The organism is Herbidospora solisilvae (assembly GCF_009901565.1).
GTDB lineage: Bacteria > Actinomycetota > Actinomycetes > Streptosporangiales > Streptosporangiaceae > Herbidospora > Herbidospora solisilvae.
On record NZ_WXEW01000001.1, the window covers coordinates 704,543 to 719,276 of the forward strand.

Genomic DNA, 14,734 nt, shown 5'->3' on the forward strand with positions numbered 1-14,734 from the left:
GTCTCAGGATAGAACGCCCGCCATGGGAGGTCTCTGGGCGACGGAGACATCGTGCTCGACCGGTTCGTGGCCCAGAGCGGACCGCCGGAACTGGGTGAGCCGCATCTGACCGCTGCCGAGCGGCACCCCGGTCAGCCGCGACCACGCGGTCTGCATGATCTGCGCGGCCATCCCGCCGAGGGCCTCGGTCGACTGGTGGGAGTGGACGCGGCGGCCGAGGTCGACCTGCGCCAGCGCGTCGAGGCCGCACAGGCCGAGCAGGTCGATCAGCAGGCCCAGCTCCACGCCGTAGCCGGTCACGAAGGGCACCCGCTCCAGGGCGGTCCGGCGGCCGGCGTACTCGCCCGAGAGCGGCTGGACGAACCCGGCCAGCTCGGGCCAGTGCAGGTTGATCAGGGGACGGGCGACCAGCTCGGTCACCCGGCCGCCGCCGGTCTGTTCGGCGCCGAACGGGCGGTCGTAGCAGCCCTTCACGTAGGCCACCGTGGGGTCGGTCAGCAGCGGTCCCAGCAGCCCCGTGACGAACGAGGTCTCGAACTCGCGCAGATCGGAGTCGATGAAGACCAGCAGGTCACCGGAGGTGACGGCGAGCGACTTCCACAGGGCTTCGCCCTTGCCGTCGAGCGGCTTGAGGTCGGGCAGGATCTCGTCCTGGGCGATCACGGTCGCGCCCGCCTTGAGGGCCACCGCCGCGGTGTCGTCGGTCGAGCGGGAGTCGATCACCACCAGTTCGTCGACCAGGCCGGGGAGATCACGCCGGATGGCCGCGACGATCTCGCCGACGGTCTCGCGCTCGTTGCGGGCCGGGAGGACGACGCTGATGGTCGTGGTCCCCTTCGCGTCGAGCAGCGCCGGGAGGGGCCAGTCGGACGCCGACGACGATCGCCTGCCCGACCACGCCAGCACCTCAGGCAGCACGCCCCCACTCCCCCCTGAACGTCACGCACACACCTTATGGGGTGGCGTGACCGTTCTAATCTGCGGCGTGGCGTTCGAGGAACGCGTACACGTCGGCCTCGTCGACGCCGGGGAACGAACCGGGCGGCAGCGCGGCCAGCACGTGGGAGTTCGCGCGGGCCGAGGGGAAGGCGTACCCCTCCCAGCGCTGGGCCAGCTCGGCCGGCGGGCGGCGGCAGCACTCGCCGTTGGGGCAGTTCGACTTGGTGCGCCGGGTGGTCTCCCGGCCCCGGAACCAGCGAGACTCGCGGAACGGCACGCCGAGCGTGATCGCGAAGTCCTTCTCGTGGGACGGGTCGACGTGGGCGACGCAGAAGTGGGTGCCGGTGGGGCCGTCGCTGTACTGGTGGTAGACCGAGTAGCGGTCGGGCGACCGGAACACCTGGCGGCCCGACCACTGCTGGCAGAGCCGCTGCCCCTCGATCGCGCCCTGCTCGTCGGCGGGGAAGATGATGCCGTCGTTCTCGTACGCCTTGTAGATGATGCCCCCGGCGTCGTTGCGCACGAAGTGGCAGACCAGGTCGAGGTGGTGCGTGGCCAGGTTCGTGAAGCGGTGGGCGGCCATCTCGTAGGAGACGGCGAACACGTCGCGGAGGTCCTCGACGGAGAGCGCGCGGTCGCGCTTCGCCTCCAGCAAGTAGGGGGCGGCGGCGGCCTCGGGGACCAGCACGGCCGCGGCGAAGTAGTTGGCCTCGACGCGCTGGCGGAGGAAGTCGGCGAAGTCGCGGGGTTTGTGGTGGCCCAGGGCGATGTGGCCGATGGTCTGGAGCAGGATCGTGCGCGGGGTGTGCATGCCGAGCTGCTCGCGCTTGAGGTAGATCCGGTGGTTGCGCAGGTCGGTCACCGAGCGGGCCGAACGCGGCAGGTCGGGGGCGGTGTGCACGGTGAAGCCGTAGTGCGCGACCAGGGCCTGGATCGTGCTCTGCGACAGGGCGCCGGTGCGGTAGCCGACCGACAGCAGGGCCTCGGCGGCGGCGCTCTCGATCTCCTGGAAGTAGTTCCCGGCCTCCTTCTGCTTCTGCCGCAGCTCGGCGTTGGCGGCCCGCGCCTCCTCGGGGGTGGCGGTGCCCTTGGCCTGGCGGGCCTTCAGTTCGTCGTACAGACCGAGAAGGTGTTCCAGCACGTCGTTGGGGACCCGCGCGGAGACCTTCAGTTTGCCCAGACCGAGGGAGGTGTAGAGGGGGTCGCGCTGGGCCTCCTCCAGGGCGATCTCCAGCTGGGCGCGGCGGTTGGGGGCCTGCCGGCGCAGCAGTTCCTCCACCGGGACGCCGAGCGCGGCGGCGAGCGCCTTCAGCAGCGAGAGCTTGGGCTCGCGTTTGCCGTTCTCCAGCAGGGAGAGCTGGCTGGGCGCCCGGCCGACCCGTTCGCCGAGGTCGGAGAGCGTGAGGCCGCGCTGCCTGCGCAGGTGTTTGAGGCGCTGCCCGAACGCGAGCAGGTCGATCTCCTGCGTCAAAGACAACGGTTCTTCGCCGAGCACGGAGGGCATCTCCTCAGAATAGGCGAAATTTCGCGACATCTTCCAGATGGAGTGACCCAGCTCACATCGATTGGTCTAGTCCTTATAGGAAATTCGATGTTTCTTCTCACCGCAACACGGGAACGAATTTCCTCCCCGCGAATATTTGGCCATATTTCTAGACATTTCACCTTGTTTGGTCTCTTGACATCAACACAAACTCGGAAACAAGCACCCCAGGTGACGACCCAACGCAACAAGGGAGTGACCGAGAAGATGATGTCGGAACGCCTCAGGTCAGCCGCTGCCGAGCTGCGTCATGACTGGGACACCAACCCCCGGTGGTCCAGCATCGACCGCACCTACACCCCGGAAGACGTGATCAGGCTGCGCGGGTCCGTCCAGGAGCAGTACACCCTGGCCCGCCTCGGCGCCAAGCGGCTGTGGGACCTCCTGCACACCGAGGACTACGTCAACGCCCTGGGCGCCCTCACCGGCAACCAGGCCGTCCAGCAGGTGAAGGCCGGTCTCAAGGCCATCTACCTGTCCGGCTGGCAGGTCGCGGCCGACGCCAACCTCGGCGGCCACACCTACCCCGACCAGAGCCTCTACCCGGCCAACTCGGTGCCCGCCGTGGTCCGGCGCGTCAACAACGCGCTGCTGCGGGCCGACCAGATCACCTGGGCCGAGGGCGTCGAGGACGCGCCCCACTGGCTGGCGCCCATCGTCGCCGACGCCGAGGCCGGGTTCGGCGGGGTGCTCAACGCCTTCGAGCTCATGAAGGGCATGATCGCGGCCGGCGCGGCGGGCGTGCACTGGGAGGACCAGCTCGCGTCCGAGAAGAAGTGCGGCCACCTCGGCGGGAAGGTCCTCATCCCGACCTCCCAGCACGTCAAGACCCTCAACGCGGCCCGCCTCGCGGCCGACGTCTGCGGCGTCTCCACCCTGGTCATCGCGCGGACCGACGCCCAGGCCGCGACCCTCCTGACCAGCGACGTCGACCCGATCGACCGCCAGTTCTGCACCGGCGACCGCTCCGCCGAGGGCTTCTACCGGGTCCGCAACGGGATCGAGCCCTGCATCGCGCGGGGGCTGGCCTACGCGCCGTACAGCGACCTGTTGTGGATGGAGACCGGCACGCCCGACCTGGACGTCGCCCGCCGGTTCGCCGAGGCGATCAAGGACCGCTACCCCGACCAGATGCTCGCCTACAACTGCTCGCCGTCATTCAACTGGCGCAAGCACCTGGACGACTCCTCGATCGCCAAGTTCCAGCGCGAGCTCGGCCACATGGGGTACAAGTTCCAGTTCATCACCCTGGCCGGGTTCCACTCGCTCAACTACTCGATGTTCGACCTGGCCCGGGGCTACGCCGAAGAGGGCATGACGGCCTACGTGGGGCTCCAGGAGGCGGAGTTCGCGGCCGAGAAGCGCGGCTACACCGCGACCAGGCACCAGCGCGAGGTCGGCACCGGCTACTTCGACCTGGTCAGCACCGCCATCTCACCCGACTCCTCGACGACCGCCTACCGGGGCTCCACCGAGGAGGACCAGTTCCACTAGAAGCCCGGCCCCGCCGCCGCGACGCCGCAGGTCACCCTCGAAGAATCTGACGTATCAGCAGCGGCGGGGCCGTTCCCAGTAGGCTCCGGCGAATGATCGCAAAGCTCGCAGTGGTCCTGGCCGTCCTCGCCACGGCGGGCTGCGCCCAAGGCGCCGCCGACACCCGTCTGGCGACTCCGCAGGCTTCGAAGCCGGCGGGCGCGGCCGAATGGCCGAACGTGGTGCGTTTCGTCGCCGAAGCCCCCTCGTGCCGCAAGAGGATGGAGGGGACGGGGTTCGCCTACGCGCCCGAACGGGTCATGACCACCGCCCACGCGGTGGCGGGGAGCATAGACCCGATCACGGTGATCGGGTCCGACGGCAGGAGCCACGAGGGCACCGTGGTCGTCTTCGACCCCGACCGTGACGTCGCCGTGTTACGGGTGCCGGGGTTGTCCGCCCGGCCGCTGGAGTTCGCCCCCGCCGAAGACGGCGACGCGTTCACCTTCGCCGGCTACCGAAAAGGCGGCCACTTCACCGAGAGGCCGGGCAAGATCGACGTTGCCACCGAGGCGTCGAGCAACGACATCTACCACCAGCACGAGGTGTTCCGCCAGGTCTTCATCATCCTGGCCAAGGTGGAACCGGGCCTCGCGGGGGCCCCGATGGTCAGGTCCGACGGGACGGTCGCCGGCATGATCTTCGCCGCGGACACCGGCAATCCCTTCAAGGGCTACGCGCTCAGCACGAAGGAACTCGGCCGCCCGGCGAAGAAGGGCCGGACCGCCACCGAGGCCGTTTCCACCCGGGAATGCGACTAGGGCGAGGGGGACGGCGAGGGGCTCGGCGACGGCGACGGGCTCGGGGAGGGCGACGGTGATGGCGAGGGCTGAGGCGACTCCTCGTCGCCCCACTGCGGCTCCGTCGTGATCCCGCCCGTCGGGACCGGGCGGGTCGGCGTCGGGTTGCCCGTCGGGCCCGGATTGTCCGGCGGTCCCTGGGTCCAGGTCGCCCCGCCGGGGGGCGGCGACGGGACCGAGGTGTTCCACGGGTCCTCGCCCTGCGGCCACGACGGGGTGATCGTGCGGGTCGCGGTCACGGTGACCTGCGCGCCCTCCTCGCCGATCGGCGGCACCTCGCCCGCCACCGGCGGCCGGGACGTGCCGAGCACCTCCGGAGAGGCCGCCGCCTCGTTGGGCAGTACCACCATCGGCACCGCCGGCGGCGGCTCGGCGGTCTGCACGCCGCCCGCCGGTGAGCTGGTGGCCGCCACGACCGTGATCGCCGCGATGGTGACCGTGGCCAGGGCGGCGTATCCGGCGTGCTGGGTGGCCGAGCCGGTCCGGCGGCGGCGTCCCCGGGCGGCGGTCTCGGGCGCGGGCTTGGCGAGGGCCTTCAGTTCGCCGCCGCGCGGATAGGGCACCGGCTGCCAGATCTCCTCCATGACCTCCGCCACGGCCACCCGCAGGTCGGGCGGCAGGCCCACGCCCCCGGCGGCCAGCAGAGCCGACAGCAGTTCGGCGGCGTCGGGGCGCTCGGCGGGCTCCTTGCGCAGGGCGGCGTTCACGGTGTCCCAGAGCAGCTTGGGCACGGCCGCGATGCGGGGCTCCTCCAGCAGGATGCGGCGCATCACGACCTCGGGCTCGCCCGCCCCGAACGGGTGGTAGCCGGTCGAGGCGAAGGCGACCAGGCAGCCCCAGGAGAAGACGTCGGAGGCGGGGATCGCCGGGCCGCCGGTCAGCCGCTCGGGGGCGACCCAGCCGGGGCTGCCCATGATCTGCCCGGCCTGGGTGTGGGCGGCCAGGGTGTCGAGGTCGCGGGCGATGCCGAAGTCGATCACGAACGGGCCGCTCGGCGACAGCAACACGTTGCCGGGCTTCAGGTCCCGGTGGACCAGCCCGGCGTCGTGGGTGGCCACCAGGGCGGCGGCCGTGCCGAGGGCGACGCCGTAGGCGAGGTCGGGGGTCAGCGGGCCGCGCGCGGCCACGACCTGCGACAGGCCGGGACCGGCGATGTACTCGGTGACCAGGTAGGGCCGGTCGCGGTCGTGGCCGTCCTCGATCACGGCGGCGGTGCAGAACGGCACCACGCGGCGGGAGAACTCGATCTCCTCGGTGAACCGGGCGCGCAGCGTCGGGTCGGACAGGTGCATCGGGTGGGGGGTCTTCAACGCCACCAGGCCGCCCTGCGGATGCTCCGCGAGGTAGACCACGCCCATGCCGCCGGTGCCCAGGCGGCCGAGCAGCAGATATCGGCCAATGATGACCGGGTCTCCCACGGTGAGTGGCCGCACGCCGGGCGGCATGCCGTTCTGGGGGCCCGTTCCGCCTCGTGCCATCCGGAAGTTACCTCTCCGATCCAAAGAAGTACGCAAGGCACACTGTGGCCGGATGGAACGGTCCGCGCCCGCTACTAGGCAGAAGCGGCATAACGGGTTAGGTCACTACGACCTGGGGGTAACAAACGCCTGGTCACACGGGTATCACGAGCCCCATGCCTCTAGGCCGCGACCTCGCCGTCGGCCGCCTTGGCCGCCGCCTCGACCGCCTCGACGAACCGGCCCATGTGGGGGAAGACGAGCCGGGCCTCGGGGAGCAGGTCGGCCATGAGCGCGAAGACGTGGGGCATCTTCCGCCATTCTTCATACCGCACCGGAACGCCGTCCGCACGCGCCCGTTCGGCGACCCGGTGGGCCTCCTCCCGGAGCACCTCGGTGGTGCTGGTGACGATCATCAGCGGCGGCAGGCCGGTGTAGTCGCCGAAGACCGGGGAGACGAGGGGGTCGCGGTTGTCCAGGCCCTCGGTCCAGCGGCGGGCCATCCACTCGACCCGCCCGGCGGGGAGCAGGGGGTCGGCCCAGCGGTTGGCGGTCTTGCGCTCGTCGCTGAGGTCGGCCCAGGGAGACAGACAAATGGCCGCCGCCGGAAGCGGCAGCCCGTTGTCCCTCAGGGAGAGCAGCATGGCGAGGGTGAGATGTCCGCCGGCTGAATCACCTGCCAGCACGATGCCGTCGGGGGCGAACCCGCGGTCGAGCAGGGCGCGGTAGGCGTCGAGGGCGTCGGCGAGCGACTCGGCCAGCTTGTGCTGGGGTCCCTGCCGGTAGTCGAGCGCCAGCACCGGCCGCCGCGTCACGGCCGACAGCCGCCACGTGATCGGCCGGTGCGTCACTGGAGAACAGATGAAATAGCCGCCCCCGTGGAGGTAGAGGACGACCTTGCTCTCATCGAGCTCCTGGAGGTCGGAGTCGGGGTCGCCGGACCCGCGTACCCACTCCCCCGAGCAGGCGCCGAACGACTCCTGTTCGATCGAGACGGTCGCCGGGACCAGTCCGGGCAGGCGCCCGCCCAGCTCGATGATCCGGTTGGCGACCACCAGGCTGGTGGTCGTACGGAGAAGGACGGCCGATATGGGCTTCATCGTGCCCCGCAACAGCGAGTTGGCCGCTATGGCCTGCCAGCTCAAAGGGTGCTCCGGGCGAACGTCCACGTCGATGTCAGCGTTCATGCGGATCCCTCCTTGTCCGATTCGTTCCCTTATGCCTAGTTAGGTAACCCTGGATGTTACACAGGGGTTACGCAGATCGGCAGGGGTGAATTACCGGGTTACGATCCTCGGCGGGAGGTGGCCGACTTCGTCCTCTACCTACGCCTGTTCCAGTACGGCTTCCGCCGCCACAGCACCTACCTCGCCGCGGCGCTGGCCGGAGCCTTCACCAACACGGTTTTCGGCGTTTTGCGGGCCTATGTCCTGATCGCCTTATGGGAGGCCCGGCCCGGCCTCGCCGGATACACCCTCACCGAGGCGGTGACCTTCTGCTTCCTCACCCAGGGCTTCATCGGGCCCATGCAGGTGTTCGGCAGGGGCCTGTCGTTCGGTGACCGCATCCGGTCGGGCGACATCGCGTTCGACCTGGTCAGACCCGCTCCCCTGCTGCTCTGGAGCCTGTCGGAGGACCTCGGCAGGGCCGCCTACCTCACCCTCGCCCGCAGCCTGCCGCCCTCGATCGCCGGGGCCGTCATGTTCACCATGATCGGGCCGGTCTCCCCCTGGTTCGCCGTGTCGTTCGTGCTGGGGGTCGTGGTCAGCTTCGGCTGGCGCTACCTCGTCACGCTGACGGCCTGCTGGACCACCGACGACCGGGGCGTGCACACCCTCTCGTCCCTGCTGACCTTCTTCTTCAGCGGGATGGTGCTCCCGCTCGGGCTGTTCCCGGGCTGGTTGCGCACGGTCGCGGAGGCCTCGCCGTTCGCGGCGATGGTGCAGGTGCCGGCCGACGTCTGGCTCGGCGCCGAACCCGCCTGGAGCGCCCTGGGGTTCCAGCTTTTCTGGGTGGTCGCCCTGCTCGGCCTCGGCGCGCTTGCGACCTCGGCGGCCCGGCGCAAGGTGGTGGTGCAGGGTGGGTGACTACCTCCTGCTGGCCTGGACGTGGGCCCGCGCCTCCGCGCAGTACCGCACCTCGTTCGCCGTCTCGATCCTCAGCTCGTTCGCGATCAACGCCCTCGACGCCGTCGCCATCGGCATCGTCTTCACCCACGTCACCACCCTGGGCGGGTTCTCGCTCCGCGAGGTCATGTTCCTGTACGGCACCGGCGGCGTCTCCTTCGCCGTCGCCGACATGCTCTTCGGCAACGTCGAACGCCTCAGCCAGCACATCAGGGCCGGCACCTTCGACACCATGCTCATCCGGCCGGTCTCCCCCTTCGTCCAGATGGCCGCCGACGGCTTCGGCGCCCACCGGATCGGGCGGCTGGCCCAGGCGGTGATCGTGCTGGGCCTGTCGCTACCGGTCGTGCCGTGGTCGCGGGCCTGGATGGTGCCGGTCATGATCGTCTGCGGCGTGGTGATCTTCACGGCGGTGTTCACGCTCGGGGCGGCGCTCCAGTTCGTCCTGGTCGACGCCCCCGAGCTCGCCAACGCCTTCACCTACGGCGGGGTCACGCTGACGCAGTATCCCCTGTCGGTCTACGGCGACCAGCTCGTGCGCGGGGTGACCTACATCGTGCCGCTGGCCTTCGTGAACTGGCAGCCGGCCCTCTACGTGCTCGGGCGGCCCGACCCCTTCGGGCTGCCCGGCTGGCTGCGGTTCGCCGCACCGCTCGCCGCCCTGCTGCTGTCAGCCGTGGCCGCCCTCGCCTGGCGGGCGGGCATCCGCCGCTACCGATCGACGGGGAACTGATGATCGAGACGATGTCACTGGGCCGCGACTTCAAGGTGCGCGGGGTGGTCGTCCCGGCCGTACACGACCTGACCTTCGGGGTGGCGGCCGGCGAGTTCGTCGGCTGCCTGGGCCCGAACGGCGCCGGGAAGTCCACGACGATCAAGATGCTGACCGGCATCCTGACCCCCACGCGCGGCCGGGCGCTGGTGGCCGGGCTCGACCCGGCCCGGCAGCGCAAGGCGCTGGCGCGGCGGATCGGGGTGGTCTTCGGGCAGCGGACGACGTTGTGGTGGGACCTGCCGCTGCGCGACAGCTTCGAACTGGTCCGGCTCCTTTACAAAGTAGATCGCAACCGGTTCGGCACACGGCTGGCCGAGCTGACCGAGGTGCTGGAGCTGGGCCCGTTCCTGAAGACGCCGGTCCGGCAACTGAGCCTGGGCCAGCGGATGCGCGGCGACATCACCGCCGCGCTGCTGCACGACCCCGAGGTGCTGGTGCTCGACGAGCCGACGATCGGGCTCGACGTGGTCGCCAAGGCCGAGGTCCGGTCGTTCCTGGCCCGGCTGAACGCCGACCGCGGCACGACGGTGCTGCTGACCACCCACGACCTGGGCGACGTCGAGCGGCTCTGCCGGCGGGTGCTCCTGATCGACCACGGACGGCTGGCCTTCGACGGGAGCGTGGCCGAACTGCGGGCGCTGGTGCCGGGCCAGGAGTCGATCGAGGACGTCGTGGCGCACCTCTACCTCAGTAGTACTCGGGCTGCTCCTCGTACTCCTCGTCGTACTCCCGATGCGGACCCGCCCACCGTGACGGCATGAGCACCGGCACGAACAGGGCGATGCCCACCAGGCCGTAGACGCCCGACGACAACAGCGCGAGCATGCCCTGCCCGGCCTCCGCGATCTCCTTCTGGACGGTGGCGCCGACGGGGGCCAGGCTCGTGGCGCGGGAGACGTCGATGGCGTACACGACCGTCCAGGCCAGCAGCACCATCGACGGCACGAACGTGGCGATCGGCGAGATCCGCCCCGCGATCACCAGCCCGAGGAGGAGTCCGACGGCGGCCATGACGCCCAGCGCGATGAGCATGCGGTTGTCGCGGATGGGGTCGACGTCTCCGACGGACCCCCGCAGCGACTCCCGCGAGGCCCAGCCCCCTCCGAACAGCAGAGCGGCGGCGACGACGATCCCGACGAGCAGCCCGATGAAGTGCCGCATGTCACCCACCTCGAAAACGTTCTTGGTCCGGCGCGGCCACATTAGCGACAAAAACCGAAATATCGCACTGCTCCTGACGGGATCGCTTCAGACGTGGGGGTGACATCCGGTCGAAGCGTGAGAAGATGTGCGCGCCATGCCGAAGAGCCCCCCGTCCGCAGGCCTCGCCTTGAGGTTCGCCCGGTCCGTCTCGTTCGCGGCCGTCTGCGTCGTCCTCGCCGCCCTCGGCCACCAGGCGGCCGGAGGCGACGGGCCCACCGTCGGGGCGCTCGCCGTCGCGATGCTCGGGGCCTTCGGGGCCGCGTTCGCGCTCGCGGGCCGTGAACGGTCCCCCGGTGTCATCGCCGGGGTGCAGGTCGCGGCGCAGGTCGTGCTCCACGAGCTGTTCACCGAGGGGCAGACCGCGCGGGTGCTGATCGGGCCGCTGACCGATCCCGGTCACGACCACGGCGGGTTCGGGGTCTCGGTCGGCATGGTGCTCGCCCACCTGACCGCCTCGCTGGTCACCGCCTGGTGGCTCGCCCGGGGCGAGGCCGCCCTGTGGGCGGTGTTGCGCCGCCTCGGCGTCGGCGCCTGGCGGGTGCTCAGGACGCCGCCGGTCCCGGCGCTGCCGCGTCAGGTGCGGGTCCGCGCCGCGTTCGTCCTGCCCGCTCATGTACGCCCCCTCCGGCACGCCGTCGTCAGAAGAGGTCCTCCACTGGCCGGGTTCTGACCCGTCCCCCTTTTTCCCTTCTGTACGACAAGTGGAGTCTTCGCCATGTCCGTCATCCGCCGCGCCCTGACCGTCACCGCGACCGCCACCGCCCTCACCCTCGGCTTCGCCCTCCCGGCCCTGGCCCACGTCACCGTCCAGCCCGGCTCGGTCGAGCAGGGCAGCTTCAGCAAGGTCGCCTTCCGCGTCCCCAACGAGCGCGACGACGCCTCGACCACCAAGATCGAGGTCACCTTCCCGGTCGACCACCCGCTGCCCTTCGTGTCGGTCAAGCCGGTCCCCGGCTGGAAGGCCGAGGTCACCGAGGGCAAGCTGCCCACGCCGGTCCAGTCGCAGTACGGCGAGATCACCGAAGCCGTCACGAAGATCACCTGGTCGGGCGGCGAGGTGAAGCCGGGCGAGTTCCAGGAGTTCGAGGTCTCCCTCGGCGGCCTGCCGACCACGACCGACCACCTTTACTTCCCGACGAAGCAGACCTACAGCAGCGGCGAGGTCGTCGACTGGAAGGACGAGCCGAAGACCGACGGCGGCGAGGCCGAGCACCCCGTCCCGACCCTGAAGCTCACCCCGCCCACCGGTGACGACCACCACGGCGCCGCCGCCTCGGCCGCCCCGAGCGCCGCCCCGGCCGTGGCCGCGTCCCCGGTCGCCGCCGACGCCCACGACTCGGCCTCCTCCGACGGCACCGCCCGCCTCATCGGCGGCATCGGCGTCGTCGTGGGAATCGTCGGCGTGGGCGTCGCCATCGCGGCCCTGCGCCGCAGGCCGACCGCCTAAGCCGTGACGTCCCGCGACGTGAACCGCGCCCACGCGACCGAGCCGAAGATCGCGATGTACGCGGCGAACGCCAGCACCCCCTGACCCATGTCACCCGTGGCCAGCGGTTCGCGGAGCGCTCCGTCGAACCGCTGGAACCACGAGGTGAGCAGGTAGGGCGAGACCGCGTCGAGTTGCGGGATCACCGTGAGGATCTGGCTGACCAGCACCAGCACGACCGTGGTGACGACCGCGCCGATCGAGGTGTCGGTGAACACCGACACGGCCAGCGCGAGCGTGCCGAGGGCGATCATGCCGAGCGTCACGTAGAGCGCGATCAGGCCGATCCGCAGCAGCCCCTCGACGAGCGGCACGGTCGTGCCGGACAGCAGCGTGACCGGCCCGACCGGGAACAACACCAGCCCGGTGACCAGCGCCGCGACCAGGATGACGAGGCACGTCACCAGCGCGAACACGGCCATCCCGGCGAACTTCACGCCCAGCAGCGGGGTCCGCCCGGCTGGGGCGGTGAGCAGGTACCGCAGCGTGCCGAGCCCGGCCTCCCCCGCCACTGCGTCGCCGGCCACGACCGCGACGACCAGCGGCAGGATCAGCGGCACCATGAACGAGAACGCGACGAACCCGAGCGCGAGCCCGTTCCCGGCCACCTGCGTCAGCAGCGCCTCCCCGTCGCCGCCGAAGATCCGGATGGCGACCCCGCAGAGCACGGGCACGACCGCGACGACGGCGAGCATCGCGACGGTCCTCGGCCGCCGGAAGATCAGCCCGACCTCCGACCGGAAGAGCCGGAGGGCCGACCGGAGCGTGGCCTGCCTCGGCGCCGCCGCCTCCTCGCGCGGCGCCGCCGTGCGCTCATGAGTCGACATCGAAGCCCTCCCCTGTCAGCCCGACGAAGACGTCCTCCAGGCTGGGCCTGATCACCTGGAAGCCGCGGATCGACACCCCCGCCTTGAACAGCAGGTCGCTGACGTGTTCGGGAGCCGTGTGGCCGATCTCCGCGCCGACCCGGCCGGCGGCCGGGGTCACGTCGCGCAGGCCGAGGTCGGTCAGCACCCGCGTCGCGGCCGTCACGTCGGCCGTCTCGACCTCGACGCGGGCGGGCGCGCCCGATCCGAGGCCGTCCATCGGGCCCTGGGCGACCAGCTTGCCGGTTCGCATCACGCCGACGTGGGTGCACATCTGCTCGACCTCGGCCAGCAGGTGGGAGGAGACGAAGACCGTGGTCCCGTCGGCGGCGACGTCCTTGATCAGGTTGCGGACCTCGCGGGTGCCCTGGGGGTCGAGGCCGTTGGTGGGCTCGTCCAGAACCAGCAGGTCGCGGCGGCTCAGGAGGGTGCTCGCGATGGCCAGGCGCTGGCGCATGCCGAGTGAGTAGGCCTTGTAGCGTTTCCCGGCCGCCGCCGTGAGGCCGACGCGGTCGAGGGCCTCCACCGTCCGCCGCCGGGCCGAGGTCGGGTCGGCCGCCGGGTTGGCGGCGTCCAGCCGCAGCAGGTTGGCCTCGCCGGACAACCACGGGTAGAAGGCGGGGCCCTCCACCAGCGCGCCCACCCTCGTCAGGGCCGCGCGGGCGGGGTCGCCGAACAGGGTGCTGGTGCCGGCGGTCGGGGTGATCAGGCCGAGCAGCATGCGGATCGTGGTGGTCTTGCCCGATCCGTTGGGGCCCAGGAAGCCGTACACGGAACCGCCCGGGACGGCCAGGTCGACGCCGTCGACGGCGACCTGGCCTCCCGGGAAGCGCTTCGTCAGGCCCCGCGTGGCGATCGCGGGAGCGTTCATCCGGCGGCCTTCTCCAGGGTCTCGGGGGTGACCGCGCCGACCAGGAGGCGGCCGTCGTCGGTGACGAGGGCCGAGACCAGCTTGGTGGTGATCACCCTGCCGCCCTCGACGGGCCTGGCCGAGGCCAGGATCGGGTTGTCCTTGAGCGCGGCCGCGTCGAAGGGCAGCGTCACGACGGAGGTCCAGCCGTTCCCGGTGAGCGCGAGGTCGCCGGCGGGCATCTGGGGGTGCTGCCGGGTCAGCGCGGGCAGGTCGCCCTCGGTCACCTTCGCGCCGGGCGGCGGGGTGAAGGTGAAGTTCTCGGGTGCGGGCTCGGCGAAGGTGATCGAGTCGAAGCCGACCTCGAAGGCCGGTTCGGCCGCGCCCTTGGCGAAGACCTGGACCCGCAGCGGCACCAGCGTCTCGCCGTCGATCGCCAGCCGCACGTCCCGGACCAGGGACTCGGCCGCCTTCGGCGCGAGCACCAGCTCGTACGCCGCCCTCCCGGCCACCGTCGCGTCGTTCCCCACGCTGACCGCCGTGTCGGTCTCGGCCATCGCCAGCGCCTGGCGGGCGGCGTCGGGCGGGGTCACGGCGGTGGGGAGGGGCGCGGGGGCCGGGGCCTCCGCCGGGAGCTTGATCTTCGTGGCGGTGTTGGCGGCGCTGTCCCACCACCACGCCTGACCCTTGTTGAAGATCACGTTCTGCTCGCTCATGGCGCCGGGGATCGCGAGGCGGAAGCGGTCGGCGGAGCCGTACCAGACCTTGAGCTCGTGGGACCCCGACAGCAGCGCGAGCGGGCTGGTGCCGACCGGCGCGGCCGGGAGGCCGGGGATGCCGAGCGAGGCGGTCTCGACGATCGTGCCCGACATCGGCGGCAGCGTGCCGGGCCCGCTCCACTTGGCGCTGACCTCGCCGATCAGCTGCTCGGCGGTCAGCTCGGGCAGCTGCGGCTCCCCCTGGACCGCCGCGATGACGGGGCCCGCTCCGATGGCGCCCGCCACCACCAGGACGGCGGCGGCCGGGACCCCCCACCTCACGGCGCGTGCTCTCGTGGACATGTCATGCACTCCAATCTGACGGACGTGCCCCCACCCTGCGCGCCCGGCCCTGTGGCGAGGCTGAGACGTGCTGAGACTCCTCTCAGCCGGGTCAC

General features: G+C 71.2%; 15 protein-coding genes. 7 read left to right on the plus strand and 8 right to left on the minus strand.

Annotated elements, in window-relative coordinates; genetic code table 11:
• Positions 1–3: 3 nt before the first annotated feature.
• Positions 4–918, minus strand: coding sequence for a glucosyl-3-phosphoglycerate synthase (locus tag GT755_RS03070; protein ID WP_161478143.1), 915 nt, complete (start codon positions 916–918; stop codon positions 4–6).
• A 55-nt stretch (positions 919–973) separates the two neighbouring features.
• Entirely contained in the window at positions 974–2,443 is a 1,470-nt protein-coding gene (locus tag GT755_RS03075) for a helix-turn-helix domain-containing protein (RefSeq protein WP_235965786.1), read from the minus strand.
• Between the two features lie 249 nt (positions 2,444–2,692).
• On the opposite strand from GT755_RS03075, the gene aceA reads away from it, so the two are divergent.
• Both aceA and GT755_RS03085 read left to right on the plus strand, forming a co-directional pair.
• Positions 2,693–3,976, plus strand: coding sequence for an isocitrate lyase (gene aceA / locus GT755_RS03080; RefSeq protein ID WP_161478650.1), 1,284 nt, complete (start codon positions 2,693–2,695; stop codon positions 3,974–3,976).
• Positions 3,977–4,068: 92 nt separating this feature from the next.
• A complete protein-coding gene (locus GT755_RS03085) occupies positions 4,069–4,776 on the plus strand; it encodes a S1 family peptidase (RefSeq protein ID WP_202609549.1) in 708 nt (235 codons plus the stop codon).
• Here GT755_RS03085 and GT755_RS38395 read toward each other — a convergent pair.
• Positions 4,773–6,293: a serine/threonine-protein kinase gene (locus GT755_RS38395; RefSeq protein WP_202609550.1), complete on the minus strand. Its 1,521-nt coding sequence runs from the start codon at positions 6,291–6,293 to the stop codon at positions 4,773–4,775. The two genes, GT755_RS03085 and GT755_RS38395, sit on opposite strands and share 4 nt — an antisense overlap.
• A 161-nt stretch (positions 6,294–6,454) precedes the next feature.
• A complete protein-coding gene (locus GT755_RS03095) occupies positions 6,455–7,459 on the minus strand; it encodes an alpha/beta hydrolase (protein WP_161478144.1) in 1,005 nt (334 codons plus the stop codon).
• 117 nt (positions 7,460–7,576) lie between these two features.
• Between GT755_RS03095 and GT755_RS03100 the strand changes: the two genes are divergently transcribed.
• The 3 genes from GT755_RS03100 to GT755_RS03110 are packed head-to-tail and all read left to right on the plus strand — an operon-like array spanning position 7,577 to position 9,934.
• The gene (locus GT755_RS03100) at positions 7,577–8,359 is read left to right on the plus strand and encodes an ABC transporter permease (RefSeq protein WP_161478145.1); all 783 of its coding nucleotides are present in this window, start codon (positions 7,577–7,579) and stop codon (positions 8,357–8,359) included.
• Positions 8,352–9,131: an ABC transporter permease gene (locus GT755_RS03105; protein WP_285580879.1), complete on the plus strand. Its 780-nt coding sequence runs from the start codon at positions 8,352–8,354 to the stop codon at positions 9,129–9,131. Before GT755_RS03100 ends, GT755_RS03105 begins: the two co-directional genes overlap by 8 nt.
• Positions 9,131–9,934 (plus strand): ABC transporter ATP-binding protein, encoded by an 804-nt coding sequence (locus GT755_RS03110; RefSeq protein ID WP_161478147.1) that lies wholly within the window; start codon positions 9,131–9,133, stop codon positions 9,932–9,934. Before GT755_RS03105 ends, GT755_RS03110 begins: the two co-directional genes overlap by 1 nt.
• On the opposite strand, the gene GT755_RS03115 is transcribed toward GT755_RS03110, so the two are convergent.
• Complete coding sequence (locus tag GT755_RS03115) at positions 9,861–10,334, minus strand: hypothetical protein (RefSeq protein ID WP_161478148.1); 474 nt, start codon at positions 10,332–10,334, stop codon at positions 9,861–9,863. The genes GT755_RS03110 and GT755_RS03115 overlap by 74 nt on opposite strands.
• 136 nt (positions 10,335–10,470) lie before the next feature.
• Between GT755_RS03115 and GT755_RS03120 the strand changes: the two genes are divergently transcribed.
• Both GT755_RS03120 and GT755_RS03125 read left to right on the plus strand, forming a co-directional pair.
• A complete protein-coding gene (locus GT755_RS03120; RefSeq protein ID WP_161478149.1) occupies positions 10,471–11,046 on the plus strand; it encodes an MFS transporter in 576 nt (191 codons plus the stop codon).
• 45 nt (positions 11,047–11,091) lie between these two features.
• A complete protein-coding gene (locus tag GT755_RS03125) occupies positions 11,092–11,823 on the plus strand; it encodes a YcnI family copper-binding membrane protein (RefSeq protein WP_161478150.1) in 732 nt (243 codons plus the stop codon).
• Here the strand turns inward: GT755_RS03125 and GT755_RS03130 are convergent.
• Genes GT755_RS03130 through GT755_RS03140 form a run of 3 tightly spaced genes read right to left on the minus strand, consistent with a single transcriptional unit; the run spans position 11,820 to position 14,639 of the window.
• Positions 11,820–12,689: an ABC transporter permease subunit gene (locus tag GT755_RS03130; protein ID WP_161478151.1), complete on the minus strand. Its 870-nt coding sequence runs from the start codon at positions 12,687–12,689 to the stop codon at positions 11,820–11,822. The two genes, GT755_RS03125 and GT755_RS03130, sit on opposite strands and share 4 nt — an antisense overlap.
• The gene (locus GT755_RS03135; RefSeq protein WP_161478152.1) at positions 12,676–13,599 is read right to left on the minus strand and encodes an ABC transporter ATP-binding protein; all 924 of its coding nucleotides are present in this window, start codon (positions 13,597–13,599) and stop codon (positions 12,676–12,678) included. Before GT755_RS03135 ends, GT755_RS03130 begins: the two co-directional genes overlap by 14 nt.
• Positions 13,596–14,639: a LolA family protein gene (locus GT755_RS03140; RefSeq protein ID WP_202609551.1), complete on the minus strand. Its 1,044-nt coding sequence runs from the start codon at positions 14,637–14,639 to the stop codon at positions 13,596–13,598. Before GT755_RS03140 ends, GT755_RS03135 begins: the two co-directional genes overlap by 4 nt.
• Positions 14,640–14,734 lie beyond the last annotated feature (95 nt).

Coding starts and splice junctions, on each gene's coding strand:
- GT755_RS03120 (WP_161478149.1), top strand. CDS start 10,471: ATGCCGAAGAGCCCCCCGTCCGCAGGCCTCGCCTTGAGGTTCGCCCGG.
- GT755_RS03125 (WP_161478150.1), top strand. CDS start 11,092: ATGTCCGTCATCCGCCGCGCCCTGACCGTCACCGCGACCGCCACCGCC.
- GT755_RS03095 (WP_161478144.1), bottom strand. CDS start 7,459: ATGAACGCTGACATCGACGTGGACGTTCGCCCGGAGCACCCTTTGAGC.
- GT755_RS03135 (WP_161478152.1), bottom strand. CDS start 13,599: ATGAACGCTCCCGCGATCGCCACGCGGGGCCTGACGAAGCGCTTCCCG.
- GT755_RS03140 (WP_202609551.1), bottom strand. CDS start 14,639: ATGTCCACGAGAGCACGCGCCGTGAGGTGGGGGGTCCCGGCCGCCGCC.
- GT755_RS03075 (WP_235965786.1), bottom strand. CDS start 2,443: ATGCCCTCCGTGCTCGGCGAAGAACCGTTGTCTTTGACGCAGGAGATC.
- GT755_RS38395 (WP_202609550.1), bottom strand. CDS start 6,293: ATGGCACGAGGCGGAACGGGCCCCCAGAACGGCATGCCGCCCGGCGTG.
- aceA (WP_161478650.1), top strand. CDS start 2,693: ATGTCGGAACGCCTCAGGTCAGCCGCTGCCGAGCTGCGTCATGACTGG.
- GT755_RS03085 (WP_202609549.1), top strand. CDS start 4,069: ATGATCGCAAAGCTCGCAGTGGTCCTGGCCGTCCTCGCCACGGCGGGC.
- GT755_RS03110 (WP_161478147.1), top strand. CDS start 9,131: ATGATCGAGACGATGTCACTGGGCCGCGACTTCAAGGTGCGCGGGGTG.
- GT755_RS03115 (WP_161478148.1), bottom strand. CDS start 10,334: ATGCGGCACTTCATCGGGCTGCTCGTCGGGATCGTCGTCGCCGCCGCT.
- GT755_RS03130 (WP_161478151.1), bottom strand. CDS start 12,689: ATGTCGACTCATGAGCGCACGGCGGCGCCGCGCGAGGAGGCGGCGGCG.